This is a genomic window from Mesorhizobium sp. 01N446 (genome assembly GCF_056399285.1).
Genome location: NZ_JBFTRA010000002.1, coordinates 572,701 through 596,394 on the forward strand (window position 1 = coordinate 572,701; position 23,694 = coordinate 596,394).

The following is a 23,694-nucleotide window of genomic DNA, read 5'->3' on the forward strand; positions in this document are numbered from 1 at the left end:
GGTCCGACAAACTGTACGAATTGCCCTTTGGGGCCCGAATTGGCGCCAATGAAGGCGGGGCAAGTCACTTTGAGTGACAGTTTGTAACCTGGCGGGGAAAAAGATTACTTGGGCGGCGCCTCGCAGCCCGCGTTAGCCGCTCATCGAAGCAAGCAGCTTCCGCAGCGTGCGCATGGTCGAGCCATCGGCCAGCCCGTCGACCAGACGGGGCCGGAAATGCCGTTGGAAGGCCTCGACGACAATCCGTGTCTGATGGTCGAAAACACCCGATATCTCGACACCATAGCCGTAAAGCGCCAGCATCGACTGCAACGCCTCGACATCGGCACCGCTGTCGCCGGGCTTCAGCCCAGCCCCGCGCCTGATGGGTGCAGCCGGCACGAGATGGCCGACACCGGCCCTGAACAAGTCAGCCCACGGGAACTTCTCGCCCGGATCGATCTTGCGTCCCGGCGCCACGTCGGAATGCGCCAGCACCCGCATGGCGGGGATCGCGTGCCGCGCGGCAATCCCCTTGCAAAGGCCGATCACCGCCACGATCTGGCGCCGGGGAAACCCGGGATAGCCCAGCGAATGGCCGGGATTGACGATCTCGATGCCGACCGAGCAGGAATTGATATCGGTGCGTCCGAACCAGGAGCTCTTGCCGGCGTGCCAGGCGCGGTCGCTTTCCCGGACCATCTGCACGATGTGGCCATTCTCATGGACGAGATAGTGCGATGAAACCTCGCTCGCCGGATCGCACAGCCACGCCTCAGCTCCGGCTCCCGTCGCCATGCCGGTATAGTGCATCACGATCATGTCGGGCTTCGGCGTATCGCGCCTTGGTCCGAAATTCGGCGACACCCTGACCTCGGCGCTCGGCTCGTCGGGCAGGAAGCCGCTCATACGTGCCGCAGTCCCCGCTCGATCATCTCATAGGCGGCGTTGATCGCCGCGACCCTGGTCGTGGCAATCTTGATGAATTCCTGCGGCAGGCCGCGCGCGATCAGCCGGTCGGGATGGTTGTCGGAGACAAGCTTGCGGTAACGCTTCCTGACCTCCTCGAACGGCTTGCCGCGCTCGATGCCGAGCACGAGATAGGGATCGCCGGCGCCAAGATTGACGTGCCGGGCCAGGATCGATTCGTAATGCGCCTCGTCGATGCGGAAGATCTCGGCGATACGATGCAGGAAAATGCCTTCGCGCTCATGCACCAGCCCATCGGCCTTTGCGATGTGGAACAAGCCGTCAAGTATGTCTTCCAGCATCACGCAATTGGAATGGCCGGAACCGCACAATTGCGCCATGCGCTCGGCATAGGTTTCGAACCCAGCCACGTCCTGCTGGGCGAGATCGAAGAGCCTCGCGACATTGCGCGTCTCCTTCGGCGGCACTTCGAATATTTCCTGGAAGGCGCGCACCTCATCCTGTGTGACGATGCCGTCCGCCTTGGCCATCTTGGCCGAGAGCGCGATCATGGCCACCGAGAAAGCAACGCGGCGGCGCAGGTCCGCATCGCCGGAGAACACCGTGCGCACAGCCTCGACCACGTCGGCAACACCCGACGTCGCTGAAGACGATACCCGTGTGATAAACTCGCCGAGGCGGTCCCAAATCGACATGGCCCGCTTCATAGAACCAACCGGTCCCCGCTATCAAGCCATTAACGGCCTCTGTCAGGTTCGTGAAACAGAGGCGCCTTGGTCGGTCCCGGTGGCTGCCTTTTGCAAGAAAAGGCCGGCGAGACGCCGGCCCTTCCTCCCAAGACACGCTTTACAAACTACTGCGCGGGCGCAGGAGCAGGCGTTGCCGGAGCCGGCTCGGCAGGCTTGGTCGAATTATCGGTCGGAGCCGCAGGCTTCATCGGCTGCTCGGCAGCCGGCGGATTGGTGCTCTGCGTGGTGGTGGTGTCAGTTCCCTTGCCGCTGTCGCTACAGGCCGCGACGCCCAGCAGGGCAAGGGCGGACAAGGAAGCCAGAATGAGCTTTTTCATAATATCTCTCCTTCAACACACGCGCTCACGTTGCAGTGAACGGTTACAGAGGAAATGCGCCACGCGGCCATGAGTTTCGTAACGTTGCGTTTCCGCGTGTAACATCAACGGGATGCGTTGCTGCCGGCGCATTGGCGCATTAACAACGAAAGCTGAAAACGGAAAAATGTCGGAGACAGCCATGGCCGCGAAATGGGATTTCTGGATCGATCGCGGCGGCACCTTCACCGACGTCATCGGCCGCGACCCGCAAGGGGGGCTGCATCCGCGCAAGCTGCTTTCGGAGAATCCGGAAGCCTATGCCGATGCGGCCATCCAGGGCATCCGCGAGCTGCTCGGCCTGGAACCGGGCGCGGCGGTTCCGTCCGGCCTGATCGGCGACATCAAGATGGGCACGACGGTCGCCACCAACGCGCTTCTGGAGCGCAAGGGCGATCGCGTGCTGTTGCTCATCACCAAGGGGTTTCGCGATGCGCTCAGGATCGCCTACCAGGCGCGGCCCGACATTTTCGCCAAGGAGATCATCCTTCCAGAACAGCTCTATGAGCGCGTCATCGAAATCGACGAGCGCGTGCTCGCCGACGGCTGCGTCGAACGGCTGCTCGACATCGCTGCGTGCCGGCCGGCGATCGAGCAGGCGAAGGCCGACGGCATCGATGCCGTGGCCATCGTTTTCATGCATGCCTGGAAATACCCCGATCACGAGAAGGCGGTGGCCAAGGTCTGCCGCAAGATCGGTTTTGCCCAAGTCTCGGTCAGCCATGAGGTCTCGCCGCTGATCAAGCTGGTTGGCCGCGGCGACACCGCCGTGGTCGACGCCTATCTCTCACCCATCCTGTCGCGTTATGTGCAAAGGGTTGGCCAAGAGCTCGGCGTCCTCTCCCCCCTCGAGGGGGAGATGGCCGCAAAGCGGTCAGAGGGGGTCCTCTCAGAAGGCACCGCCAAAACGTCGAGCCGGGTCGATCCGACGCCACCCGGCGGCCTGGCCGCCACCCTCCCCTCGAGGGGGAGGGAAAGTCCCCATCTCATGTTCATGATGTCGTCGGGCGGCCTCACCGCCGCCGACATGTTCCAGGGCAAGGATGCGCTGCTGTCGGGTCCGGCCGGCGGCGTCGTCGGCATGGTCGAGACGGCGAAGCTCGCCGGCTTCGAAAAGGTTATCGGCTTCGACATGGGCGGCACCTCCACCGATGTCGCCCACTATGATGGCGAGTATGAGCGCGCCTTCGACACCGAAGTCGCCGGTGTGCGCGTCCGCGCGCCGATGATGCGCATCCACACCGTGGCCGCCGGCGGCGGTTCGATCCTGCACTATGAGGCCGGCCGTTTTCGCGCCGGACCGGATTCCGCCGGGGCCAATCCCGGCCCCGCCGCTTACCGGCGCGGCGGCCCGCTCGCCGTCACCGACGCCAATGTCATGCTCGGCAAACTACAGCCGGATTTCTTCCCGGCGATCTTCGGCCCCGACCAGGACCAGCCGCTCGACGTCGATACCGTGCGCACGAAATTCGCGGCACTGGCCGCCGAGATCGGCGACGGCCGCTCTCCGGAAGCGGTTGCCGAGGGTTTTATCACCATCGCCGTCGAGAACATGGCCAATGCCATCAAAAAAATCTCCGTGCAGCGCGGCTACGACGTCACCGAATATCTGCTCAACTGTTTCGGCGGCGCCGGCGGCCAGCACGCATGCCTGGTCGCCGATGCGCTCGGCATGGAAGCGGTGCTGATCCATCCCTTCTCCGGCCTGCTCTCGGCCTATGGTATCGGCCTCGCCTCGGTCTTTGCCTCACGCCAGCAGGCGCTGCTCAAGCCGCTTGCCGAGGAGTCCCGAACCGAGATCGCCAGCCTCATCGCCACCTTGAAAAAGGCCGTGATCGCCGAATTGGCGGTGCAAGGCATCGCCGAGGACGCGGTTGCCGCCAAGCCGGTGCTGCACATTCGCTACGACGGCACCGACACGACACTGCCGGTGAATTTCGAAAGCGACTCGATTTTCCAGGCAAAGCGCGATTTCGAAATCGCCCACAAGGCGCAATTCGGTTTCGTCTATGACGACAAGCCGATGATCGTCGAGACGGTTGGTGTCGAGGGCAGCGAAATCGGCGAAAGCAGCGCCGAGGCCTATGCGCCGGCCGGACCGGCAAGGATTGAAGCCGGCGCTTCTGGAACGCGGCGCATCTACACCGAAGGCCGTTGGCATGAAGCCGGCATCCATCGTCGCGAGAACCTGCGCCCATCCAATCTGGTCGCAGGCCCCGCTCTCATCATCGAACCGAACCAGACCATTGTCGTCGAACCGGGCTGGCGGGCTGAAATAACCAATTTCAATCACGTCGTGATCCGCCGCACCGAAAGGAAAGCCCGCGCCGCCGCTCTTGGCACGTCAGCGGATCCGGTCATGCTTGAGGTCTTCAACAACCTGTTCATGTCGATCGCCGAGCAGATGGGTGTCACGCTGCAGAACACCGCCTACTCCGTCAACATCAAGGAAAGACTGGATTTTTCCTGCGCCGTCTTCGACCACACCGGTGCGCTGGTCGCCAACGCGCCGCACATGCCGGTGCACCTTGGCTCGATGGACCGCTCGGTCGAAACCATCATCCGGCTGAACTCCGGCGACATCCACCCCGGCGACGTCTTTGCCCTGAACGCCCCCTACAATGGCGGCACGCATCTGCCTGACATCACCGTGGTGACGCCGGTCTTCGACGACGCCCAGAAAGAGATCCTGTTCTGGGCGGCCTCGCGCGGCCATCACGCCGACATCGGCGGCACCGCCCCCGGCTCGATGACGCCGCTCGCCACCACGGTCGACGAGGAGGGCGTGCTGTTCGACAATTTCCGCATCGTCGATCGCGGCAAGTTCCGCGAAAATGAGCTGCATGCGCTGCTTACCGACCACCGTTACCCGGCCCGCAACCCGCACCAGAACATCGCCGACCTCAAGGCGCAGATCGCCGCCAACGAGAAAGGCGTCGCCGAATTGCGCAAGATGGTCGCGCATTTCGGCCTCGATGTCGTCGAGGCCTATATGGGCCATGTCCAGGACAACGCCGCCGAGAGCGTGCGGCGCGTGATCGAGCGGTTGCCCGACACATCGGCCTATGAATATGCCACGGATACCGGCCAGGTGATCAAGGTGAAGATCTCGGTCGACCGGCAAAAGCGCGAAGCGACGGTCGACTTCACCGGCACGTCGCCGGTCATGAAGAACAATTTCAACGCGCCGGAGCCCGTTGCCCGTGCGGCGGTCCTCTATGCCTTCCGTGTGATGGTCGAGGACATGATCCCGATGAATGCCGGGTGTCTCAGGCCCATCAACATCGTCATTCCCGACGGCTGCATGCTGAAGCCCGCCTACCCCGCCGCCGTTGTTGCCGGCAATGTCGAGACCTCGCAGCACGTCACCAATGCGCTGTTCGGCGCCATGGGCGCGATGGCCAACGCGCAGGGAACGATGAACAACCTGACCTTCGGCAACAAGAAGTACCAGTACTACGAGACGATCTGTTCCGGTTCGCCGGCCGGCCACATGAACTCCGGCCGCGGCTTTGCCGGCACGTCGGGCGTGCACACGCACATGACCAATTCGCGCCTCACCGATCCGGAAGTGCTGGAATTGCGCTTCCCGGTCGTGCTGGAGGATTTCCACATCCGCGAGGGATCCGGCGGCAAGGGCAAATGGAACGCCGGCGACGGCACCAAACGCAGCATCCGCTTCCTCGAACAGATGGAATGCGCCATCCTGTCCTCGCACCGCAACCGCCCGCCGCAGGGGCTGGATGGCAGCGGCGACGGCGAGGTCGGCTCGACCAAGATTCGCCGCAAGGATGGCACGATCGAGGTGCTGAAAGCCTGCGACCAGACCGTGCTCGATGCCGGCGATGCCGTCATCCTGACGACGCCGACGCCGGGCGGGTTTGGTAAGCTGTAGCGCGCAACTTCGGATGGCGTCTGCCGGCTGAGGCCGGTGCGCCACGCGCTGCGGCAGGAATCAGGCGGCTGCCGACCTCGCTGCGACGGTCAGGGCAATAGCTGTTGTCTAACCATGTATGTGGTGACCATGGCCGCCCCGTCCGTCGTAAGGTGGCCGTAATCCCAGGATGTGAGCCTGGTCCGATTTGCCGGAACATGCGTCAAACAGCCGGCTTTGTTGCAAAAGAGATCAGCCAACGAAACATAGGAAACCCCTGCCGCCTTGGCGATATCAGCCATCTTGGCGCTGTTTTCAAAGATGTCCGCCTTGAACCCATGGCTCAGTCGGTCGGGCAATGACTTGCCGGAATCCCGCCATGACAAATATACGAGTTTCGGCAAGGCATCGGACCACACAGGCGCGGGTCCTACGACCACTATCTTCGCGGGCACGGATGCTTTTATCCCGGCAATGGTCTCCGCAAGATCGTGTCGAAGGGTGGCGCCATTTCCCCAATCTCCATACAGGCCCCAGACTGCGAAGAGTATGACCGTATCGGGATTGCTGCGTCGAATTTCATCGAGAACGGAGCGGTTACTGTCTCCGCATGGTCCGCTCAGATCCAGCAAGGGTGGACAACTGTCCTTGGTGAATTCTGCGATATCAACATCAGGCGGTAGTTCGGTTCTCATACCGGCATAAAGCCGGGCGGCATGGGAATCGCCCCACACAAGTAACCTTTTCTGTCCGCCGACCGACGGTTTGAGGGCGCACTCAGGGGCAAAAGCCGTGAACGGATCCTCGTTTCTTATCCAGCACTCCACGGCACGCCCGTCCTTGGCATGCTCATAGTGCCCGTAGGCGAGGACATCGCGAATTTCTGCTGGAAATCTCAGAGGAAACCCCTGTGTGAAAACGCCGGCAAACCCTGATAACCCCAGGAGCGCCGCGGCCGCCACCAGAGGCTGAAGGCTCCATCGCCTCCACGCTCCAAATCTGATGGGCTTTTCGACAAACCAATACGTCGCTGCCGCCAAACCAAGACTTGCCCCCAGACAGACAAATGTTTGCGGGGCAGAAAGCGGGCTGCCTTCATATGCTCTTGCGAAGACGAGGAGCGGCCAATGCCAAAGGTACAAGGGATAGCTGATCAATCCGATCGCGACCAACAGCCTGCCGCCAAGCATCCGGTTCACTGATCCGGACGAAGCCCAGATCAGCGCCGCGGTGCCCAGGGTAGCGGCGATATTCGGCAGAAGGGTTTTGGAGCCGAGGACAAACGCTGCCGCCGATATCGCCAGGATCGCGGCGATGCCGAGAAGATCTGCCCGGTAAGATGACGCGTGACGACCGCCAGCGCTGAAACTCGCGGTTGCGATAATCCCCCCCAACGAAAGCTCCCAAGCCCTCGACCACGGGGCATAGAAGGCAGCATTTGGATCTCGGACAGATAACCAGATACTGACCGCCAAGGACACCAGCGTAACCAGGATGAGAGGCGCCAAAACGGGCCGTTTCAACCAGACCAGGGCGCCTAAAAACAACGGCCAGACAACGTAGAATTGCTCCTCAACCCCCAAGGACCAAAGATGCAGCAGCGGCTTTGTTTCGGATGCGGCATCGAAATACCCGACTTCGCTCCAGAATTGAAAATTCGGAAAGAATAGCGATGAGGCCAGAATCGACTTGCTTAATCTGGCCATCTCTTCAGGGTCGAAGAGAAGCCACCCCAGAGCAAAAACGCTCGCCAACACCAGGACAAGCGCCGGAACTATCCGGCGGACGCGGTTTGCGTAGAAACGCTTGTATGTGAACGTGTCCCTGACAATGATCGAAGTGATCAGGTAGCCAGAGATCACGAAGAAGATGTCGACGCCGATGAATCCGTTTGGAACAAGAGCCGGGAAAGCGTGAAACGCCAGGACCAAGATGACGGCGACGGCACGTAACCCGTCTATGTCGCGTCTATAGCCGATCGCAGACGGCATCTTCACCGGTTCCCGCTTCTGCCGGGTCTCGACATCGCTGCCTGCCTGAACGCCGGCGGGCCTCTCGGAGTCGCCGCAACGCAATACTGAACTGTGAGACTCCCATCGGCCCGCTCCCGCGCAGACCATAACCAATCACCGTCTTGCTCCCATCCTTCGAATGAATATCCGAAAACAAGGTGGTACCAAATGACGTTGCGGTGAGGTGCCAACCGATCTTGCGTGCGACGGCTGTAAAGAACACGTCAACAGGCTGTCACCGGCCTGTCATGACCCTGGGTTACCCGCTTGCGCCAGAGCAAATGGGGAATCAATTTGTCATGACCGACGTCTCCTCGGATCTGGTTTTTCGCCGCGGCAAGGAAGTTGGAAAGGCCGTCTACCAGAACCGCGCGCTTTCCAAAGCCGGCATTTCCGAGCGGCTGTTCGCCTTCCTGTTTTCCGGTCTCGTCTACCCGCAGATCTGGGAAGACCCCGATGTCGACATGGAGGCCATGCAACTCGGCCAAAACCATCGCGTCGTCACCATCGCTTCCGGCGGCTGCAACATCCTGGCCTACCTCACCCGTTCGCCGGCAAGGGTCGACGCCGTCGACCTCACCACCGCCCATGTCGCGCTGAACCGCATGAAGCTTGAGGCGGTGCGCCGCCTGCCCTCGCAGGGCGATCTGTTTCGTTTCTTCGGGGCCGCCGACACCAGCCACAATTCGCAAGCCTACGATCGTTTCATCGCGCCGCATCTCGATCCGGTCAGCCGTCAGTACTGGGAGCGCCGCAACTGGCGCGGCCGCCGGCGCATCGGCGTCTTCGACCGCAATTTCTACCAGACCGGCCTGCTCGGCCTGTTCATCGCCATGGGCCACCGCACGGCGAAATTCTTCGGCGTCAACCCGGCCCGCATGATGGAAGCCAAAAACATTGGCGAACAGCGCCGCTTCTTCAACGATGAGCTGGCGCCGGTCTTCGACAGGAAGCTGTTGAAATGGGCGACCTCGCGCAAGGCTTCGCTTTTCGGCCTGGGCATTCCGCCGGCGCAGTATGATTCGCTGATCACATCAGGCGACGGCACCATGGCCAGCGTGCTGAAGGCCCGGCTGGAAAAACTCGCCTGCGATTTTCCCCTGGAAAACAATTACTTCGCCTGGCAGGCCTTTGCTCGCCGCTATCCCGAGCCCGGCGAGGCCGCCCTGCCCGCCTATCTGGAAAAGCAGAACTACGACACCATCCGCGGCAACATCGACCGCGTCGCCATCCACCACGCCAATCTGATCGAGTTCCTGGCCGGCAAGGATGCGGGCACCGTCGACCGCTTCATCCTGCTCGATGCGCAGGACTGGATGACCGATGACCAGCTCAATGCGCTGTGGTCGGAAATCAGCCGCACCGCCTCGACCGGCGCCCGCGTCATCTTCCGCACCGCCGCCGAGCCCAGCCTGCTGCCGGGCCGCGTCTCGACCTCGCTGCTCGACCAGTGGGATTATCAGGACGAAGCCTCGCGCGAATTCTCGGCCCGCGACCGTTCCGCCATCTATGGCGGCTTCCACCTCTATGTGAAGCGCGCCGCATGAGCACGACGGAACTGCCGGCCAGCCCCGAATTCAAGGCCAACCATGCCGAACTGATGGACGGCGTCTACCGCTGGCAGCGCCACATCTACGACCTGACCCGCAAATATTATCTGCTCGGCCGTGACCGGCTGATCGAGGGGCTTGAGGTACCACCAGGCGGCACCGTGCTGGAGCTTGGCTGCGGCACCGGCCGCAACATCATCCTGGCCGCCCGCCGCTACCCCGATGCCCGCTTCTTCGGCCTCGACATCTCGGCCGAAATGCTGGAGACGGCCGGCAAGGCGATCGACCGCGAAGGCCTGTCCGGCCGCGTCATGCTGGCACGAGGCGACGCCACCGATTTCGATGCGGGTTCCCTTTACGGCATCGAACGTTTCGACCGCGTCTTCGTCTCCTATTCGCTGTCGATGATCCCCGGCTGGGAAAAGACGGTGTCGGCGGCACTGGCGGCACTCGCCCCCAACGGTTCGCTGCATGTCGTCGATTTCGGCCAGCAGGAAGGTCTGCCGGGCTGGTTCCGGACGTTGCTGCGCGGCTGGCTCAGAAAATTCCACGTCTCGCCGCGTGAATCGCTGCGCGAAGTCCTGGAATCGGAATCTCGGCGAACCGGTGCAACCTTCCGTTTCCGCACGCTTTATCGCGGCTACGCCTGGCATGGCGTGATTGGACCGCGCAACCTCGCCTCCCCCTCGACGACGGAGATCGCGCCAAAGGCGCGGGTGGGGGTGAAGCGCTGAGGCACCCCACCCCGGCGCTACGCGCCGACCCTCCCCATCAAGGGGAGGTAAGGGAGCTAATGCAGCGCCTTCACCAGCGCGCCCACCATCGTCTGCGGGCGATAGCCTAGCTTGGCCGGGGTCAGCCCGAGCCGCACGATCACCAGTTGCTCCGAGGGAATGATGGCGACCGTCTGTCCGTCATGCCCTTCCATCCAATATGTGTCCTTGGGCAGGCCGGCAGCGACACCGGCGCCTGGATTTTCCTCGTCGCCAGGCGCCTCGATCCACAGCTGGCCCTTGCCATAGACTTTCGAAGCGGGCGCCGGCTCGCGCATCCAGTCAACGAAGCCGGCGGGCAGCACCTGGTTGCCGTTCCACACCCCGCCTTGCAGCAGGAACTGGCCGAAGCGAGCCCAGTCATGCGCCGTGGCGTAGAGATAGGACGAGCCGACGAACGTGCCCTGCTCGTCGGTTTCGAGCACGGCGCTGTGCATGCCGAGCGGCTCGAACAGCGCCGTGCGCGGCCATGTCAGGGCCTTGGCCTTGTCACCGATCGCGTCCTGCCACAGCCGCGACAGCATCACCGCCGTGCCGCTCGAATAGGAAAACACCTTGCCGACCTCGCCCGTCAGCGGCCTTGATTCGGCAAACCCCGCCATGTCGGGTTCGAGATAGAGCATGCGCGTGACGTCGGCGACGTCGCCATAATCCTCGTTGAACTCCAGCCCGCTCGACATCGCCATCATGTCGGCAAGGCTGATCGCCGCGCGGCCGTCCGCCTTCCACGGCGCGAACAGGCCCTTATTGTCGATGGCCATCTTGCCGTCCTTGACCAGCGTGCCGATGATGGCGGCGTTCACCGTCTTGGTCATCGACCAGCCGAGCAGCGGCGTCTTGGCGGAAAAGCCGTCGCCATAGCGTTCGGCGACGACACGGCCGTTCTTGACCACGACCACCGCGCGCATGCCGGTGCCGGTCAGCGCCGCATCGTCGAGCAGCTTGGCAATCACCGGATCCTGCGATGCCTCGACCCCATCGCCCTCGGGCCACAGCACATCCTGCTTGGTCGCCGCGGGTTCGACATGGATCGCCGTGCGCCGCGCCTTGCCGACATCGCCGTCGGGAACCGAGGCGCAGCCCAGCCCGTCACGGGAAACCGCCTCGCTCTTGCCGAGGAAGCCCAGCAGGCCCGCCGAAACCGTCCCCCGGTTCTTGTCGACCGAGACCCGCATCAGCCGCAGCAGCGGGTGGCCGGGCGCCTGCACGTCGACGGCAAGCACCTCATTGGCATCGCGCCCGGCGATGAAGACGTTGGAGCAGACGATCTTGGCCGAATAGCCCGAACCGACGCGGATCAATTCGGGCGGCGCGATGTAGAGCCAGGCAAACAGCGCGGCGACCGCCAGCACGATCAGGCCAAACAGCCATTTGACGATCTTGACGACGATGCGCATCTATTGCCTCCCGGGCTTTCGCCCGCCTCTTATGTCATCGAATTGCCGCCATTGCTTCCGCAAAATCGTGGCGCCTGTCGAGCGCCGTCAACGGATTATCAACCATGATCGGCGATCACATGGATGCATGTCGCCCAAAACTGCGCAGCGGTTTTGGCACAACGACATGCACAAAAAGGATATACTGGGCGATGCTGTGGGGCGATCGCCTGGAGGGGCTCGACCAATCGTCGGCCATCGGTTCACAGACCCATCAGCGACCGGCTGATTCCGGCTTGGAAGTTGTGATGCGCCGTCTTGCGGCCCTTTTCATGCTGACGCTGCTTGGCGCCTGCTCGACCGTGGACGATCTGTCGCCGCTGTCGCCGTCTTCATCCAGCAGCCCGACGGTCGCCGTGCGAGCGCCGCGCTTCGAGGATTCCAAGCCGCATGAATGGGACAGCGGCGCGCCGTGGAACTATGCCGTTCACGGCACCGACGTTTCCAAGTACCAGACCTCGGTCGACTGGCCGACGGCCAAGGCGAGCGGCATTTCCTTCGCCTTCATCAAGGCGACCGAAGGCGGTGACCGTTTCGACGAGTATTTCAACGAGCACTGGGCGCGCACGAAGGCCGCCGGTGTCCCCCGTGCGGCCTATCATTTCTTCTATTTCTGCACCCCGGCCGCCCAGCAGGCGCGCTGGTTCATCCAGAACGTTCCCGTCGACCGCTCGGCCATGCCGCCGGTTCTCGACATGGAATGGAACCCGAAATCGCCGACCTGCAGGCTGCGCCCCGACGCCGCCACGGTGCGCGCCGAGATGACCACCTTCCTCCAGATCGTCGAGCGCCACTACGGCAAGAAGCCGATCATTTACACCTCGGTCGACTTCTTCGACGACAACCAGCTGTCGACCTTCCGCGGCTATCCCTACTGGCTGCGCTCCGTCGCCGGCCACCCCCGCGAAAAATATGGCAGCCATCCCTTCACCTTCTGGCAATACACCGGAACCGGTATCGTTCCCGGCTTGACCGGCAAATCAGACATCAACGTCTTCAACGGCTCGGAAGCCGCATGGAATAAGTGGCTGCGGCAGAATACCCGTTGAACCGGGTTCAACGGCAGCACCAACCTAGATAATCATCGATCCAGCACAACTGCCGTTGAACCGGGCGACAGCGGCGTCGGCGGCAACAAGAGGCTGGTGGATAGAAGCTGACGATTGGTACCCGCCCAAGGCTGTGCGCACGCCTCCTTGAAGAGCGAAGCAGCTCTTCGCGCTAGCAGACGCTCGGACGGTCGCCGGAATTGTTACCAGTACTTGGCGTCCGCATCCGAACCTCCCTTGTAGGCTTCGCACGCCGGGCGCATCCTTATCGCCTCACAGAGGAGCGATATCCACCAAGGGCGAACTCGACATGGGAACCGCAACCATCCAGGGCCCGCTTTGGGGCGCGAAGGCTGAAGACTGGGCTCTCGTGCAGGAGCCTTATTGGCGCCCTCTCTATGACGAGGTGTTGCGCCAGACCCGCGCAGGAAGCCATACGCGCATGCTGGACGTGGGTTGTGGCGGCGGCGAAGCCCTCCTGGCGGCGCTTGAGCTGGGGGCCGAGCCAGTCGGGCTCGATGCGTCCGAGGCGCTTGTAGCGGTAGCGCGCCGTCGACTGCCGAAGGCGCGGATTGAGGTCGGTGAGATGGAGGCCCTTCCATTCCCTGACCGTCAGTTTGACCTGGTCACGAGTTTCAATGCGTTCCAATTCGCAGGCGACCTGCTCGGCGCCTTGACAGAAAGCAGCCGGGTCTGCCGACCGGGCGGCTCGGTTGTGATGTTTGTCTGGGGACCACCCACCGACTGCGACATAATCTCGAGGATCGTCCCCAAGGTGATGGCGCTGCTTCCGCCCGCGCCTGCCGGCGCCGCCACGGCTCCAGCCTTCCATCAGGAAGGCGTTATGGAAAGCTGGATGCGCAAGGTCGGCCTGTCGCCGATCGGCACCAAGGAAACCGACAGTGTGTTTGTCTATCCCGACTTGGAGACAGCCAGGCGCGCGATCGGCGCGGCCGCGCCCGTCACCCGCGCCGAGCGCCATGCCGGCGTCATCGCGGTGCAGGATGCGCTATGTGACGCGCTCACCCCTTTCCTCGATGGCGACGGATCGCTCCGTGTGAGAAACCGGTTCCGCTATGTGATCGCGCAGCAGCGGTCTTGAGGAATAAGGGGCTGCGGCAGAAGAACCGTTGACACCGGGCCTGCCGCCTGCTTTTCGACACAGCCAGCGGTAAAGAGTGCAACCGCCGGTAATTCAGGGCGTTGGGTTTCCAGCCAGCACGACAATGCCCTCTTCGTTTCGAAAGGAAGCTGATGCGACTGCGTTCCCAAGCCCTCGCGGCGCTATTCCTGTGCGCCACGGCCTTGCCGGCGATGGCGCAGCAATGCGGCGGCGACTTCGAAACCTGGAAACAGGGCGTGGCGGCGGAAGCCAAGGCGGCCGGTGTCGGCGCCGTCGGTCTCGACGCCCTGGAAGATGCCGCCTTCGACGAGCGGGCGCTGGCGCGCGACCGCGCCCAGGGCGTCTTCACCCAGACCTTCATCGAGTTCTCCAACCGCATGATCTCGGCCTACCGGCTGAAGCAAGGTGCGGCGAACATGAAGAAATACGCCGATATCTTCGCCCGTGCCGACCAGCAGTTCGGCGTGCAGGCGCCGGTCATCACCGCCTTCTGGGCGCTGGAAACCGATTTCGGCGCCGTGCAGGGCGATTTCCACACGCTGAGCGCGCTGGTGACGCTTTCGCATGATTGCCGGCGCCCGCAGTTGTTCCGCCAGCAATTGGTGCCGCTTCTGGAGTTGATCGATCGCGGCGTGCTGCCGGCCGACGTCAAGGGCGCCTGGGCCGGCGAGATCGGCCAGACGCAGATCCTGCCTTCGGACTATCTGGCCCGCGGCGTCGATGGCGACGGCGACGGCAAGATCGACCTGCGAAGCAGCGTGCCGGACGTGATCATGACCACGGCCAACAAGGTGCTGTCGCGCGGCTGGAAGCGCGACGAGCCCTGGATCCAGGAAGTGCGTGTGCCCGACGAGATGCCCTGGGACGAGACCGGGCGCACAAACAAATTGCCGCTGACGCAATGGGCGCAATGGGGCGTCACCAATCCCGACGGCTCGCCGCTCGTCGACAAGGGCCTGAAGGCCGGCCTGGCGCTGCCCATGGGCCGCAAGGGCCCGGCCTTCCTGACCTACGACAATTTCGACGTCTATCTCGAATGGAACCAGTCCTTCACCTACGCGCTGACCGCGGCGAACCTCGCCGCGCGGCTGGCGGGCGCGCCGCCGCTTGATCCGCGCAACCCGGAACAAGGCCTCAACAACGAGCAGATGAAGGCGCTGCAGACCAAGCTCGAAGCCCGCGGCTACGACGTCGGCACGGTCGACGGCATTCTGGGCACCAACACCCGGGAAGCCATCCGCAAGGAGCAGATGCGGCTTGGGTTGCCGGTGGACGGCTGGCCGACGCCGGAGCTGCTGGGGAAATTGTAGGGCAGTAGGGCAGTAGGGCAGTAGGGCAGTAGGGCAGTAGGGCAGTAGGGCAGTAGGAAAAGACTGGTCCGAAAGCAGATATTGTAAACGCCTTAATTCCCTTGTTTCCCCTACTGCCTTACTGCCGTATTCCCCTATTCCCCTATTCCCCTACTTCGTTAATCCGCCATGGTCTCCAGGCTGGCAAAGCCCTGCGGCGCGTCGCCCTCGTCGAACGGCGTGGTCACCTCGACGAATGTGTCGGGATAGAAGCCGTTGAAGCGGGTCCTGAGCGACAGCGAATAGGCGCCGATATGGCCGATCTCGATCCAGTCGCCGGTGTCGACGGTCTCCGGCAGCCAGAACGGCCGGGACAGGATGTCGACGGAATCGCAAGTCGCGCCGCACACCTTGAACGGCACGATGTTCTTTTCGACGCCATTGCGGGTCCTGATCGCCGGATCGGGAATGAAGCGCGCCGGCAGCGTGATCTTGCCGGTCCAAGAATCCGACAGCGACGCCCAGATGCCGTCATTGATGTAGAGCCGCTTGCCCTTGCGCAGGAGCACGCGCACAATCAGCGACAGGCAGCGCGCGACGATCACCCTGCCCGGCTCGGCCACCAGCGGCATCTGGTCGAACTGGTATTCCTTCAGATCGCCGGAAAGCCGTGACATGATCTGACCGAGCGACGGCATCTCGATCTGCTTGCGGTTGGGATCATGCCCGTATTCGGCCGGAAAGCCGCCGCCGACGTCGAGCCCGGCAATATCGAAGGTCAGCCGGTTGCGCACCCAGTCGGCCGAGGCCAGCGCCCGCTCATAGGTGTCGGGATCCTCGATCTGGCTGCCGACATGGAAACACAGGCCAACCTTGTAGCCGGTGCGGTTCAGCCGCTCGGCGAGTTCGACCGCATAGGCCGGCCCGGCGCCGAACTTCTTCGACAGTTCATAGGCCGCCGACCCTTTCGTCTGGATGCGCACGAACACGCTGATCGAACCCGGGTCGATGTCGAGTGCCCGCACCACCCGCGTCAGCTTGGTGATTTCGTCCTCATGGTCGAGCGAGATGACGCGGATGCCGTATTTCTCCAGCGCCAGCTTGATATCCGACTGCGCCTTGACCGGGTGCATGTAGAGCATCTCGGCATCGGGGGAGACCGCGCGCACGGCGGCGAATTCGCCAGGCGAAGCAACGTCGAAGGCGGTGACACCGGCCTCGACCAAGGTCTTCAGCACGATCTGCTCGCCATTGGTCTTGACCGCATAGGCGGTCTTGCCTGGGAACATGCCCATGAACTGCCTGGCATCGGCCTTCAGCACCTGCGGGCGGAAGCAATAGACCGGATCGTCAGGACGAAGCGCCAGTGCCGCCTCGCGGGCATTCTCGAATCGCTGCATTGACGAATCCTCGATCTCGGCTGCGCACAATTAATCCAAGCTAGCGGCTAATGAAAACAATTCTGTGTCTCGTGCCCCTGACGCATCGTCGCTAGTTTTTGGCGGTGTCGCTTGCCAGCAATCAGGTTTCGGGTGGCCCTTGCGATCAGACCGGCAATGCCATCTTCCTGATCGGCCGGCATTCGGGCCGGCATGTCGGCCATCGGGGGAGGACGATTCACATGGCAATAGCCTCTACATCCGCGCCACGCGGACCGATGACGCTCACCGACTGGGGGCAGTTGCTGCTGCTTGGCGCCATCTGGGGCGGTTCGTTCTTCTTCGCCCGCATCGCGGTTGCGGAACTTCACCCGCTGGTGCTGGTGCTGTTTCGCGTCGCCATCGCGGCAATCGCGCTGCAGATTTATCTTGGCTTGCGCGGTCCGTCCTTCCGCCTTGCCTTTCCCCATGCCGGCCTGTTCTTCCTGCTGGCCTTCACCAACAACGTCGTCCCCTTCTCGCTGATCTTCGCCGGCCAGACCGAGCTGGGCGCCGGCGTCGCCTCGGTGCTGAACGCAACGACGCCATTCTGGACGCTGATCCTCGCCAACGCGCTGACATCGGATGAAAAGCTGTCCTGGAACAAGCTGGCCGGCATCGGGCTCGGCGTCGCCGGCACCGCGGTTATGATCGGTCCCGGCCTGCTTGCCGGCCTCGGCGGCCCGGTCTGGGCGAAATTCGCGCTGATCGGCGCCTCTCTGTCCTATGGCGTCGCGCTGATGGTCGCCCGCCGCTTCAAGGGCGTGCCCTCGCCGGTCATCGCCACCGGACAGCTGACCGCTTCGACCATCATCATGATCCCGGTCGTGCTTTTGGCGCACGGACCCGCCGGCCTGTTTTCGGCCTCGCCGCCGGTCTGGGCGGCGGTGCTGGCGTTGGCGCTGCTGTCCACCGCTTTCGCCTACATCCTCTATTTCAACCTCGTCGCCTCGGCTGGCGCCACCAACGCCTCGCTGGTCACGCTGGTCGTGCCGGCCAGCGCCATGCTGCTCGGTTTTCTTTTCCTGGGCGAGYGGCTGGAACTGTTCGAGATCGGCGGCGTGGTGCTGATCGGCCTCGGTCTTCTCACAATCGACGGACGCGTCCTTGGAAGACGGTAGATCGAACCGCATTCTCGCGAAAGTCGAAGTCGACTTCCGCCGCGGTAGCGCTGCCATGACACAGCATCGACACGCCGCCGCCACAATTTATTCACAGGCGTGAAGCGGGTTTTTGCCGAAGAGTTTCAACGGCTAACGGCAAAACGCGGGTCGCAATTTTCACAATCACGTCGCAATGCAGCACATTTTCCGCTTGCCTGTGGCACAAATGAACCTAGACTCTCAGGCATAGCTCTTTAAGAGGAGGCTATGTCATGGGACTTACGAGGCCGATCAACGCATTGATGATTTGTGCTGCGTTTGCTTTCATCGGCGCCCTCATTATGGGCGTCCTTCCCTGAACCCGCCAAAACGGGGAAGACCAGCACCAGATAGTCTAAGCAATTCGAAAGGCCGGGTTTTTACCCGGCCTTTTGCTGTTCAGCCCGGTCTCACGCAGCGGCCGAGCCTGCCACCTCCGCTTCGTGCGAGCGGATGCCGATCATGTGGCAAATGGCGAAAACGAGGTCAGCGCGGTTCATCGTGTAGAAGTGGAAATCACCCACCCCGCGCTCGACCAGGTCGAGAACCTGTTCGGCGGCGACGGCCGATGCCACCAGCGCATGCGTCTGCGGGTCATTCTGCAGGCCGTCGAAGCGCTCGGCCAGCCATGCCGGCACCAGCGCGCCGCAGCGCGCCGAAAAATTGGCGACCTGGGTGAAATTGTGCACCGGCAGGATGCCCGGAACGATCGGGATGTAGATGCCGGCCCGGCGCGCGCGCTCGACATAGCGCTCGTAGAGGTCATTGTCGAAGAAGAACTGGGTGATCGCCCGCGTCGCGCCATTGTCGACCTTGCGCTTGAGCATGTCGATATCGGTGGCGAAGTCAGGGCTTTCCGGATGCTTTTCCGGATAGGCCGAAACCGAGATGTCGAAATCGCCGGCATCCTTGAGAGCTCCGACCAGTTCAGCGCCATTGGCGTAGCCGTCCGGATGCGGACGGTAGGCGGTGCCCACGCCCGCGGCCGGATCGCCGCGCAGCGCGACGAAGCGCTTGACGCCCATATCGGCGAATTCCTGGATCACCGCGTCGACCTGATGGCGGGCAGCATCGACGCAGGTCATGTGCGCGGCCGGCGTCAGGCTGGTCTCGTTCAGGATGCGGCCGATGGTGCGCGCCGTGCGTTCACGCGTCGAGCCGCCGGCGCCATAGGTCACCGAGACGAATTTCGGCTTCAGCGGCTCCAGCCGCGTGACCGTGTCCCACAACCTCGCCTCCATCTCGTCATTCTTGGGCGGGAAGAATTCGAAGGAAACCTTGACCTTGTCGCCAATGTCGGGGCGGCGGGAAAAGCGGAACTGGTTCATCAGGCGATTTCCCCTATCGAATTCACTTTGGTCTGTTGGCTGTCATTGGCAGGGTCGGCGATCAGCAGGCGCCGGTCGCGGCCAAGCCAGAGCTTGACGGTGAGCCTCGCCTCATTGCCGCCGCGCGGTTCGAATTCCTGGGCATCCTCGAGATCGAGGCCGGCCTCGGCAAACCATTCGCCGATCTGCCGGTCGGAAAAGCCGAGCCGCATATGTGCGTGCTCTTCGCGCAGGAATTCCAGCGTGTGCGGAGCGAAGTCGACGATGACCAGCCGCCCCGACGGCCGCAAAAGCCGCGCCGCCTCGTGGATGGCGCGGGCCGGATCGTCGAGATAGTGGAGCACCTGGTGGATGGTGACGAGATCGAAGGCATCGCGCTCGACTGGCGGCGAGAAGATATCGCCCTGCCGCACCTGCGCGTTCGAAACGCCGGCCTTGTCGAGATTGGCGCGCGCCACGGTCAGCATCTCGCGCGACATGTCGATGCCGACGCCGCGCCGGTAGAGCGGCGAGAAGATTTCGAGCAGCCGGCCGGTGCCGGTGCCGAGATCCAGCATCGACTGGAACGGCCGCTTGCCGACCAGCTTCAGCATCGCCGCCTCGACCGCGCGGTCCGGTACATGCAGCGAGCGTATATGATCCCAGCTTGCGGCATTCACCGAAAAATACTCCGCCGCCCGGTCCTGCCGCTTGCGCTTGACCGAGGCCAGCCGCTCGAGGTCGCGCTCGACCTGCGGGTCGGCGCCGCGAATGCCGGAAACCAGTCCCATCACGAAGTCGCGCGCCGAATCGGCATCCGACAGGCGAAAGAACGCCCATGACCCTTCCTGGTAGCGGTCGATCAGCCCGGCCTCGAGAAGCAGCTTCAAATGCCTGGAAACGCGCGGCTGCGACTGGCCAAGAATTTCGGTAAGATCGGAAACGGTGAGGTCGCCACGCGACAACAGTGCCAATATGCGCAGGCGGCTGGATTCGGCCGCCGCCTTCAGCGTATCCACCATGGTGTCGAGAGAGACATGCATCAGCGTATTCTCTTTTCAGCGCATTCACTTTGAAAAAGATATAAACATATGTTTATGTCGATTTTCAAAACCTTGCAAGCGCTATGTCGCTTCCGGACAAGAAAATGCCGCATGCGTGATTTTTCGGTGCGCACCGCCCAAGAATGTGGTGCGGTCTTCCGACAATGACAGGCACCAGCACAGAGATGGGCGGAATGACCGGACCGCGCGAAATGTTCGACGCACGCGAAGGCGAGCAGAGGTTGGAACAGGATCCGGCAACGATGCCGGCGGATGGCGGTGTCGTCTTCATCGGCCGCATCGCCTCGCCCTGGACGACACGGGAGACCTGCCCGAAGAACATGCGCACGGCCCGCGAGACCGGGCAGCCGGCGGTGCTGACCATCGACGCGCCATACCGCCGTGGCTTGCAGGGCCTGGAGCGCGCCAGCCATGTCATCGTCCTGTCCTGGCTGCATCACGCGCCGCGGAATCTGATTGTGCAAAAACCCCGCCATGCGGCTGAAGCCAAAGGCGTATTCGGCCTGCGCTCCCCTGCCCGGCCGAACCCGGTCGGCCTGCATGTGGCAAGGCTCGTTGGGTTGGACATCGCCACCGGACGCATCGATCTCGACGCCATCGACGTGCTCGACGGCACGCCGGTCATCGACATCAAGCCCTACTTCGCCTCGACAGACGCCATGCCGGAGGCGACCGTCGAAGGACGCGATGAACGATGACAGCACCAACCGGCCGCCGCCGCGCCATCGCCAAGGCGCTGACCGCCCTTCTGCCGCTGGCGCCCTACGCCGACATGGAGAAGATCCGTGCCGATGCCGGCGCGGTGCATATGAAGACCTTGCCGCCGGGCATTGCCGTGTGGCTGGCAACCATTGCCCACATCCGCCACATGCATACCGACTACGAAAAGCTGCTGGCCGAGGGCTACGACCGCGACTCCGCCCGCTTCTTCGTCATCGAGCAGACCAACATCGTGCTCACCCGCTGGCGCGCCACACGGCTGCTCGACGCCGACGACGAAGAGGAGTAAGGGCGGCTATTGCCGCGTCAGCACGGCGATCGCATTGTAGGGCTGGCCGTCGGCCTGCCCGACCCAGGTCCAGGACAGGTTTCCCTTGAAGAAGCGGACGGTAATGTCGCCGCCATCGATGCACTTGTCCTGGCCATAGGTGATGCTCTCGTGGAATTCCGCGGACGTCTCGTCCCGCGACGTCTGCGACAGCGATCCGCCGCAGCCAAGCGACGGATAATCGATCGACGCGCCGTCATCCCTGATCGTCATGGTGATCGACCAGTCGGCGCCAGCGTCACCCGCCGGGCTCTGGTGGCCGCTGCCGACCCAAATGCCGGTCAGCGTCGGCGCCGGCACGGTTACCGCGCAAGGGACATTCTGGAAGATCGGCGTCAGTTCGCTGCCGGTCTTCTCGCAGCGATAGGTCTGGCCGTTCTGGCAGAGTTCGTCGCCTTGTTTCACGCACTGCGCGCCGGCCTCGCCCGCGGCGGCGAAGATCACCGTGGCTGCGATGATGGTCCCAAGCCTGCCCATGTCCCCTCCCCATTCCAAGTCATCGGATCATAAGGCAATTCCAATCCAGTGTATCGGCCAGACCGTCATGGAGGACGAACAGCGCCTGATGGCTGGCTCTATGCCTTCCGTCAGGGGCCGGTAGGCTAACGATCAGCTCTGCGCGAGGAGGCCCCGATGGACCAGACGACGGCAACACAGGCTTCAAAGCCGCTGCCGGCGGTGAGCGATCGCCATATCGACCCGCATGCCTATCCCGAGGGCATTGCCTTCCTCGACGGCCAGTACCTGCCGATGTCGCAAGCCAAGGTCTCGGTACTGGACTGGGGCTTCCTGCATTCAGACGCCACCTACGACACGGTGCATGTCTGGGACGGCCGCTTCTTCCGCCTCGATCTGCATCTCGACCGCTTCTTCGGCGGGCTGGAAAGGCTGCGCATGACCATCCCCTTCGACAGGGACGGCGTGGCCGAGATCCTGCACAATTGCGTCGCCCTTTCGGGCCATCCCGCCGCCTATGTCGAAATGCTGTGCACGCGCGGCGCCTCGCCGACCTTCAGCCGCGACCCGCGCCAGGCGATCAACCGCTTCATGGCCTTCGCCGTGCCGTTCGGCTCGGTCGCCAATGCCGAGCAGCTGCGACGCGGCCTGCGCGTCGCCATCAGCGACAAGGTGCGCATCCCGCCGGCCTCGATCGATCCGGCGATCAAGAATTACCATTGGCTCGACCTGGTGCGCGGCCTCTACGATGCCTATGACCAAGGTGCCGAGACCGCGCTCCTCCTCGACTTCAACGGCAATGTCGCCGAAGGCCCGGGCTTCAACGTCTTTTGCGTCAAGGACGGCAGCCTGTCGACGCCGGCCATCGGCGTGCTGCCCGGCATCACCCGCCGCACCGTCTTCGATCTCTGCGCCGAGGAAGGTCTTGTCGCCGCCGCAGCCGATGTCAGCGTCGCCGCGCTCAAGGCGGCCGACGAAGTCTTCATCACCTCGACCGCCGGCGGCATCATGCCGGTGACCGAGATCGACGGCGTGGCGATCGCCGGCGGCAAGGTCGGGCCTGTCACCAGCCGGCTGATGGCGCTCTATTGGCAAAAACACGACGATCCGGCCTGGTCGTCTCAGGTGAAGTATCCCTGATCAAAGGGGCCGTTCAAAAAGATTCCCCCTCGCCTCTGGAAAATCACGGGACAGGCCGTATATGCCCGAAAGCGGAGAAGCCTCCGCTTTCACCCGAAATCACGCCCGCAGGGGCAAGGATTCCACATCATGACATCAAAGGTTTGGTTCATCACCGGATCGTCGAAGGGTTTCGGCCGCGTCTGGGCCGAGGCCGCATTGGCGCGCGGCGACCGCGTTGCCGCGACCGCCCGTGACGCCGGCACGCTCGCCGATCTGGTCGAGAAGTATGGCGACAACATCGCCGCGATAAAGCTCGACGTCACCGACAAGAAGGCCGTCGATGCCGCCGTTGCCGAAGCCCACAAACGCTTTGGCCGGCTTGACGTCGTCATCAACAATGCCGGCTACGGCCATTTCGGCGCCATCGAGGAAGTCAGCGAGGAGGAAGCCCGCGACCAGATCGAAACCAATGTGTTCGGCGCCCTCTGGGTCACCCAGGCCGTGCTGCCGATCATGCGGGCACAGCGATCCGGCCACATCATCCAGATCTCGTCGATCGGCGGCGTCAACGCTTTTGCCTCGCTCGGTCTCTACCACGCCTCGAAATGGGCGCTGGAAGCCTTCAGCCAGTCGCTCAGCATCGAGGTCGCGGAATTCGGCATCCATGTCACGCTGGTCGAGCCGGGCGGCTTCTCCACCGACTGGTCCGGCGCCTCGGCCAAGGTCTCCAAGCCGATCGAGGCCTACGCGCCCGCCCGCGCCAAGATGGCCGAGCGCCGCGCCAATTCGGTCGCCGGCGATCCCGAGGCCACCGGGCCGGCGATGCTGGTCATCGTCGACGCCGCCGAGCCGCCGCTGCGTGTATTCTTCGGCGATGGCGGCCTGCCGATGATCCGCCAGGAATACGCCAACCGCCTCGCCACCTGGGACAAATGGGACCACGTGTCGGTCATGGCGCAAGGCGCCAGGAAGAACCGAAAGGGCTGAGGCCCGGCGCTTCTGCTACGCCGTTCATCG

Annotated in this window: 20 protein-coding genes; 11 read left to right on the top strand and 9 right to left on the bottom strand. The window is 63.2% G+C overall.

Features of this window, described 5'->3' with window-relative positions:
• Window positions 1-132 precede the first annotated feature (132 nt).
• The 3 genes from AC1DPX_RS11095 to AC1DPX_RS11105 all read right to left on the bottom strand — a co-directional run bounded on the left by AC1DPX_RS11095 (window position 133) and on the right by AC1DPX_RS11105 (window position 1,975).
• The gene (locus AC1DPX_RS11095; RefSeq protein ID WP_477236535.1) at window positions 133-888 is read right to left on the bottom strand and encodes a peptidoglycan recognition protein family protein; all 756 of its coding nucleotides are present in this window, start codon (window positions 886-888) and stop codon (window positions 133-135) included.
• Complete coding sequence (locus AC1DPX_RS11100) at window positions 885-1,604, bottom strand: J domain-containing protein (RefSeq protein WP_202359044.1); 720 nt, start codon at window positions 1,602-1,604, stop codon at window positions 885-887. Before AC1DPX_RS11100 ends, AC1DPX_RS11095 begins: the two co-directional genes overlap by 4 nt.
• Before the next feature lie 158 nt (window positions 1,605-1,762).
• Window positions 1,763-1,975 carry a hypothetical protein gene (locus tag AC1DPX_RS11105; protein WP_477236537.1) on the bottom strand — a complete coding sequence of 71 codons (213 nt, stop codon included), beginning with the start codon at window positions 1,973-1,975 and terminating at the stop codon, window positions 1,763-1,765.
• 181 nt (window positions 1,976-2,156) lie between these two features.
• On the opposite strand from AC1DPX_RS11105, the gene AC1DPX_RS11110 reads away from it, so the two are divergent.
• Window positions 2,157-5,909 (top strand): hydantoinase B/oxoprolinase family protein, encoded by a 3,753-nt coding sequence (locus AC1DPX_RS11110; RefSeq protein ID WP_477236539.1) that lies wholly within the window; start codon window positions 2,157-2,159, stop codon window positions 5,907-5,909.
• A gap of 89 nt (window positions 5,910-5,998) precedes the next feature.
• Here the strand turns inward: AC1DPX_RS11110 and AC1DPX_RS11115 are convergent, their stop codons facing one another.
• Window positions 5,999-7,879, bottom strand: a complete 1,881-nt coding sequence (locus AC1DPX_RS11115; RefSeq protein WP_477236541.1) for an acyltransferase family protein — start codon at window positions 7,877-7,879, stop codon at window positions 5,999-6,001.
• Window positions 7,880-8,148: 269 nt separating this feature from the next.
• Between AC1DPX_RS11115 and AC1DPX_RS11120 the strand changes: the two genes are divergently transcribed.
• Both AC1DPX_RS11120 and AC1DPX_RS11125 read left to right on the top strand, forming a co-directional pair.
• Window positions 8,149-9,447, top strand: a complete 1,299-nt coding sequence (locus tag AC1DPX_RS11120; protein ID WP_477236543.1) for a BtaA family protein — start codon at window positions 8,149-8,151, stop codon at window positions 9,445-9,447.
• Window positions 9,444-10,184 (top strand): class I SAM-dependent methyltransferase, encoded by a 741-nt coding sequence (locus AC1DPX_RS11125; protein WP_477236545.1) that lies wholly within the window; start codon window positions 9,444-9,446, stop codon window positions 10,182-10,184. The genes AC1DPX_RS11120 and AC1DPX_RS11125 overlap by 4 nt, the downstream gene beginning before the upstream one ends.
• A gap of 56 nt (window positions 10,185-10,240) precedes the next feature.
• Here AC1DPX_RS11125 and AC1DPX_RS11130 read toward each other — a convergent pair whose 3' ends face one another.
• Complete coding sequence (locus AC1DPX_RS11130) at window positions 10,241-11,620, bottom strand: serine hydrolase domain-containing protein (RefSeq protein WP_477236547.1); 1,380 nt, start codon at window positions 11,618-11,620, stop codon at window positions 10,241-10,243.
• 287 nt (window positions 11,621-11,907) lie between these two features.
• Here AC1DPX_RS11130 and AC1DPX_RS11135 point away from each other — a divergent pair, with 287 nt between their 5' ends.
• The 3 genes from AC1DPX_RS11135 to AC1DPX_RS11145 all read left to right on the top strand — a co-directional run bounded on the left by AC1DPX_RS11135 (window position 11,908) and on the right by AC1DPX_RS11145 (window position 15,141).
• A complete protein-coding gene (locus tag AC1DPX_RS11135; protein WP_477236549.1) occupies window positions 11,908-12,708 on the top strand; it encodes a glycoside hydrolase family 25 protein in 801 nt (266 codons plus the stop codon).
• Window positions 12,709-13,018: 310 nt separating this feature from the next.
• Window positions 13,019-13,810, top strand: a complete 792-nt coding sequence (locus tag AC1DPX_RS11140) for a class I SAM-dependent methyltransferase (RefSeq protein ID WP_477236551.1) — start codon at window positions 13,019-13,021, stop codon at window positions 13,808-13,810.
• 152 nt (window positions 13,811-13,962) lie between these two features.
• The gene (locus AC1DPX_RS11145) at window positions 13,963-15,141 is read left to right on the top strand and encodes a lytic murein transglycosylase (protein WP_477236553.1); all 1,179 of its coding nucleotides are present in this window, start codon (window positions 13,963-13,965) and stop codon (window positions 15,139-15,141) included.
• Between the two features lie 158 nt (window positions 15,142-15,299).
• Here AC1DPX_RS11145 and AC1DPX_RS11150 read toward each other — a convergent pair whose 3' ends face one another.
• Window positions 15,300-16,520, bottom strand: a complete 1,221-nt coding sequence (locus tag AC1DPX_RS11150; RefSeq protein WP_202359034.1) for an alanine racemase — start codon at window positions 16,518-16,520, stop codon at window positions 15,300-15,302.
• Between the two features lie 221 nt (window positions 16,521-16,741).
• Between AC1DPX_RS11150 and AC1DPX_RS11155 the strand changes: the two genes are divergently transcribed.
• Window positions 16,742-17,659 (top strand): DMT family transporter, encoded by a 918-nt coding sequence (locus AC1DPX_RS11155; protein WP_477236555.1) that lies wholly within the window; start codon window positions 16,742-16,744, stop codon window positions 17,657-17,659.
• Between the two features lie 431 nt (window positions 17,660-18,090).
• Here AC1DPX_RS11155 and metF read toward each other — a convergent pair whose 3' ends face one another.
• Window positions 18,091-19,008 carry a methylenetetrahydrofolate reductase [NAD(P)H] gene (metF, locus tag AC1DPX_RS11160; RefSeq protein ID WP_477236557.1) on the bottom strand — a complete coding sequence of 306 codons (918 nt, stop codon included), beginning with the start codon at window positions 19,006-19,008 and terminating at the stop codon, window positions 18,091-18,093.
• Window positions 19,008-20,030 carry an ArsR/SmtB family transcription factor gene (locus tag AC1DPX_RS11165; protein ID WP_202359032.1) on the bottom strand — a complete coding sequence of 341 codons (1,023 nt, stop codon included), beginning with the start codon at window positions 20,028-20,030 and terminating at the stop codon, window positions 19,008-19,010. Before AC1DPX_RS11165 ends, metF begins: the two co-directional genes overlap by 1 nt.
• Before the next feature lie 194 nt (window positions 20,031-20,224).
• Between AC1DPX_RS11165 and tsaA the strand changes: the two genes are divergently transcribed.
• Window positions 20,225-20,749, top strand: a complete 525-nt coding sequence (gene tsaA / locus AC1DPX_RS11170) for a tRNA (N6-threonylcarbamoyladenosine(37)-N6)-methyltransferase TrmO (protein WP_477236559.1) — start codon at window positions 20,225-20,227, stop codon at window positions 20,747-20,749.
• On the top strand, window positions 20,746-21,060 hold the full coding sequence (locus tag AC1DPX_RS11175) for a DUF2293 domain-containing protein (RefSeq protein WP_115144289.1): 315 nt from the start codon (window positions 20,746-20,748) through the stop codon (window positions 21,058-21,060). Before tsaA ends, AC1DPX_RS11175 begins: the two co-directional genes overlap by 4 nt.
• A gap of 6 nt (window positions 21,061-21,066) precedes the next feature.
• Here the strand turns inward: AC1DPX_RS11175 and AC1DPX_RS11180 are convergent, their stop codons facing one another.
• Complete coding sequence (locus tag AC1DPX_RS11180) at window positions 21,067-21,576, bottom strand: hypothetical protein (protein ID WP_477236561.1); 510 nt, start codon at window positions 21,574-21,576, stop codon at window positions 21,067-21,069.
• Between the two features lie 156 nt (window positions 21,577-21,732).
• Here AC1DPX_RS11180 and AC1DPX_RS11185 point away from each other — a divergent pair, with 156 nt between their 5' ends.
• Entirely contained in the window at window positions 21,733-22,695 is a 963-nt protein-coding gene (locus AC1DPX_RS11185; RefSeq protein WP_202359029.1) for a D-amino acid aminotransferase, read from the top strand.
• Window positions 22,696-22,824: 129 nt separating this feature from the next.
• Window positions 22,825-23,664, top strand: coding sequence for an SDR family oxidoreductase (locus AC1DPX_RS11190; protein WP_477236563.1), 840 nt, complete (start codon window positions 22,825-22,827; stop codon window positions 23,662-23,664).
• Window positions 23,665-23,694 lie beyond the last annotated feature (30 nt).

Excerpts from the sequence above, each read along its gene's own strand:
- AC1DPX_RS11190 (WP_477236563.1), top strand. The coding sequence starts at position 22,825 with ATGACATCAAAGGTTTGGTTCATCACCGGATCGTCGAAGGGTTTCGGC.
- AC1DPX_RS11115 (WP_477236541.1), bottom strand. The coding sequence starts at position 7,879 with ATGCCGTCTGCGATCGGCTATAGACGCGACATAGACGGGTTACGTGCC.
- AC1DPX_RS11130 (WP_477236547.1), bottom strand. The coding sequence starts at position 11,620 with ATGCGCATCGTCGTCAAGATCGTCAAATGGCTGTTTGGCCTGATCGTG.
- AC1DPX_RS11105 (WP_477236537.1), bottom strand. The coding sequence starts at position 1,975 with ATGAAAAAGCTCATTCTGGCTTCCTTGTCCGCCCTTGCCCTGCTGGGC.
- AC1DPX_RS11140 (WP_477236551.1), top strand. The coding sequence starts at position 13,019 with ATGGGAACCGCAACCATCCAGGGCCCGCTTTGGGGCGCGAAGGCTGAA.
- metF (WP_477236557.1), bottom strand. The coding sequence starts at position 19,008 with ATGAACCAGTTCCGCTTTTCCCGCCGCCCCGACATTGGCGACAAGGTC.
- AC1DPX_RS11095 (WP_477236535.1), bottom strand. The coding sequence starts at position 888 with ATGAGCGGCTTCCTGCCCGACGAGCCGAGCGCCGAGGTCAGGGTGTCG.
- AC1DPX_RS11175 (WP_115144289.1), top strand. The coding sequence starts at position 20,746 with ATGACAGCACCAACCGGCCGCCGCCGCGCCATCGCCAAGGCGCTGACC.
- tsaA (WP_477236559.1), top strand. The coding sequence starts at position 20,225 with ATGACCGGACCGCGCGAAATGTTCGACGCACGCGAAGGCGAGCAGAGG.
- AC1DPX_RS11180 (WP_477236561.1), bottom strand. The coding sequence starts at position 21,576 with ATGGGCAGGCTTGGGACCATCATCGCAGCCACGGTGATCTTCGCCGCC.
- AC1DPX_RS11135 (WP_477236549.1), top strand. The coding sequence starts at position 11,908 with ATGCGCCGTCTTGCGGCCCTTTTCATGCTGACGCTGCTTGGCGCCTGC.
- AC1DPX_RS11185 (WP_202359029.1), top strand. The coding sequence starts at position 21,733 with ATGGACCAGACGACGGCAACACAGGCTTCAAAGCCGCTGCCGGCGGTG.
- AC1DPX_RS11150 (WP_202359034.1), bottom strand. The coding sequence starts at position 16,520 with ATGCAGCGATTCGAGAATGCCCGCGAGGCGGCACTGGCGCTTCGTCCT.
- AC1DPX_RS11120 (WP_477236543.1), top strand. The coding sequence starts at position 8,149 with ATGACCCTGGGTTACCCGCTTGCGCCAGAGCAAATGGGGAATCAATTT.
- AC1DPX_RS11100 (WP_202359044.1), bottom strand. The coding sequence starts at position 1,604 with ATGTCGATTTGGGACCGCCTCGGCGAGTTTATCACACGGGTATCGTCT.
- AC1DPX_RS11145 (WP_477236553.1), top strand. The coding sequence starts at position 13,963 with ATGCGACTGCGTTCCCAAGCCCTCGCGGCGCTATTCCTGTGCGCCACG.
- AC1DPX_RS11165 (WP_202359032.1), bottom strand. The coding sequence starts at position 20,030 with ATGCATGTCTCTCTCGACACCATGGTGGATACGCTGAAGGCGGCGGCC.
- AC1DPX_RS11125 (WP_477236545.1), top strand. The coding sequence starts at position 9,444 with ATGAGCACGACGGAACTGCCGGCCAGCCCCGAATTCAAGGCCAACCAT.
- AC1DPX_RS11110 (WP_477236539.1), top strand. The coding sequence starts at position 2,157 with ATGGCCGCGAAATGGGATTTCTGGATCGATCGCGGCGGCACCTTCACC.